Here is a 2320-nt window from a genome sequence, read left to right on the forward strand (position 1 = left end):
TGCGTCATTTTCCGCCTCTTCGCGCTTTGTTGGGACAGCCCGTTTGAAAATTGTAACGGGCAAGATGCCCATTCCACGCCTGATCCCCATTCCACCCACCGGGTCAAACAGCTTTAATGAGATCCACCCCGCCGAAGTCTAGGCAAATTCTAAAATATGCTCAGCAGTAACTTGAGCTTGTTCCAAGTGAGGCACATGACCACAGTCTTTAATCCAGATTAATTGAGATTGTGCGATCGCATGCTTAAACTTACTAGCAGCAGCAGTCCCTAAAATTTCGTCATGGTCACCCCACAAAATTAGAGTTGGCTGGCTAATCTGAGCCAGCTTATCTCCAAAATCACCATAACCACCACTTTTGGTAAACGCAATCAAGGCTTGATTCCAACCAGGCATTTCTAGGTGCAATGCAGCACAAATTCGGGCATCTTCAGAGGCCCAACCTTTATCATAGTAAGCGTTTTTACTTATACTTTGCCTTACCTTGGGATTAGCCAAAAATGCTGTGGCTAGGTAGCCTAAGGGCGGAAATAAGAACTTCCCAATCGGGGGAGCCTTGGTGCAGCCAGCGCTATCTATTAATACTAACTGTTTAACAACCTGGGGGTAAGTGAGGGTAAAATCAATCGCCGCTGCACCCCCCATAGAAGCACCGACTACAATCACTGGTGTTCTAATCAGGGTTTTCCAGAAATAATAGAGATGGGTTGCGATCGCGTAGGGGCTAAATGGTGTCCCTGCCATGCGATCCGTAAACCCAAAACCCAACAAATCCACTGCCCAGGTTTCATTTTCCTGAGCCAGCAGTGGTAGCAAGCGGCGTAATTCTAGCACGGAACTATCGAAGCCATGGAGTAACAAAATTGGTGTGCCACCCTTACCCTGATTAACGTAAGTTGTGGCAATCGCCTGGGGGCTCAGGGGAGTTGAGATAGCTTGACGCTGGATACTTTGAGCAAGAACAATTGAGGTAGACTCAACTAGCTGCTGGGTATTGGAGGGCAGAAAATCAGGAAACATCAGTTGAATTGCTGTAATCAGAGGACAATCCTGATTCTCCCCCTCACAAGCGCAATTATGTTAGTCAGTGCTTGTCTTGCACGGATGAGCACTCCGGAACTATTGCCTCTTGCCTCTTGCCTCTTGCCTATCCCTACCCAAATACTTTTTCAGCAAGCCCTAAGTAACTGATGGGCTGAACTTATTACCCAGTAATGATTTTAGCTTGCATGTCACACCCCCAGAAAGTGTTCACCATTTTGTGGTAAAAAAAAGATAGGTCGATTATTTGCAACAAGACCTACCAATTGAAAATGTTACCTGCATTTTACCAAAACCACTTAAAAAGTCAACTTAGTAAATCAGAATACTTATTCCTTTTAATTCTGCTTAGTCTCGTACAGACAATTAAAAACGTAAATTTAGAAAAATTAGCAAATATTTTATCAATTCCCATAAAATTTGAAAGTCGTAGAAAAAGAATACAACGATTTTTATCATTGCCTAATCTAACGATTGAAAAAATTTGGTTCCCAATTGTAAAAACCTGGTTATCAACATACTTTACAACTGAACAATTAATTTATGTAGCGTGCTTATCGCACAAATTGGAGTCGCATAAATTTGATCATGATTAGTATAGTTTGGGATAAAAGATCCTTTCCCATATATTTTGAATTACTTCCCAAATTAGGGTCTAGCAATTTTAATTAACAGAAAACTGCCCTATCCTCAGTGATGCCACTTTTAAAAAATTATAATATTTGTATATTAGGGGATAGAGAATTTTGCTCGGTAAAGCTAGCAAAGTATCTCCAGTCATTGGATGTATATTTTTGCTTACGTCTTAAAAAAAACGAATTTATTGAAGTTAAAAATGAGATTTGGATTCAATTAAATAATTTAGGTTTAGCACCGGGAGTATCGTTTTTTATGCAAGGAGTTAAAGTAACCAAGACCCATGGTTTTTCAAGTTGTAATGTGGCTTGTAAGTGGCAACGTAAAGTCAAGGGAATAACCCCAAAAGAGGGATGGTTTATTCTCACCAATTTCGACGGTATAGAGTTGGCAATTTCCGCTTATAAAAAAAGATTTGATATAGCGGTGCGACCCCGGTCGGGTTTCCCGACCTAGGGAACGCGCACCAAGAGAAGAAGAGATGTTTAGAGATTTCAAGAAAGGTGGCTATAATCTAGAGGATACTAAAGTTGAGGGTAAACGGCTGATTTCTCTAGTTTTATTAATTGCGATAGCTTATACTTCTTCAACGATTCAAGGTCAGCAAATTAAAGCGATGCAGCGCGGTCTTGGGGAGGCAGTG

General features: G+C 41.2%; 1 protein-coding gene and 1 pseudogene. One reads left to right on the forward strand and one right to left on the reverse strand.

All coding sequences use genetic code 11. From position 1 onward, the window contains the following. Positions 1-138 precede the first annotated feature (138 nt). Entirely contained in the window at positions 139-1020 is an 882-nt protein-coding gene (locus tag F6K20_RS34630) for an alpha/beta fold hydrolase (protein WP_008190446.1), read from the reverse strand. Positions 1021-1313: 293 nt separating this feature from the next. On the opposite strand from F6K20_RS34630, the pseudogene F6K20_RS34635 reads away from it, so the two are divergent. Then, a pseudogene (locus F6K20_RS34635) lies at positions 1314-2320 on the forward strand (IS4 family transposase); the annotation flags it as partial.

The organism is Moorena sp. SIO2C4 (genome assembly GCF_010672485.1).
Classification (GTDB): Bacteria; Cyanobacteriota; Cyanobacteriia; order Cyanobacteriales; family Coleofasciculaceae; genus Moorena; species Moorena producens.

Excerpts from the sequence above, each read along its gene's own strand:
- F6K20_RS34630 (WP_008190446.1), bottom strand. The coding sequence starts at position 1,020 with ATGTTTCCTGATTTTCTGCCCTCCAATACCCAGCAGCTAGTTGAGTCT.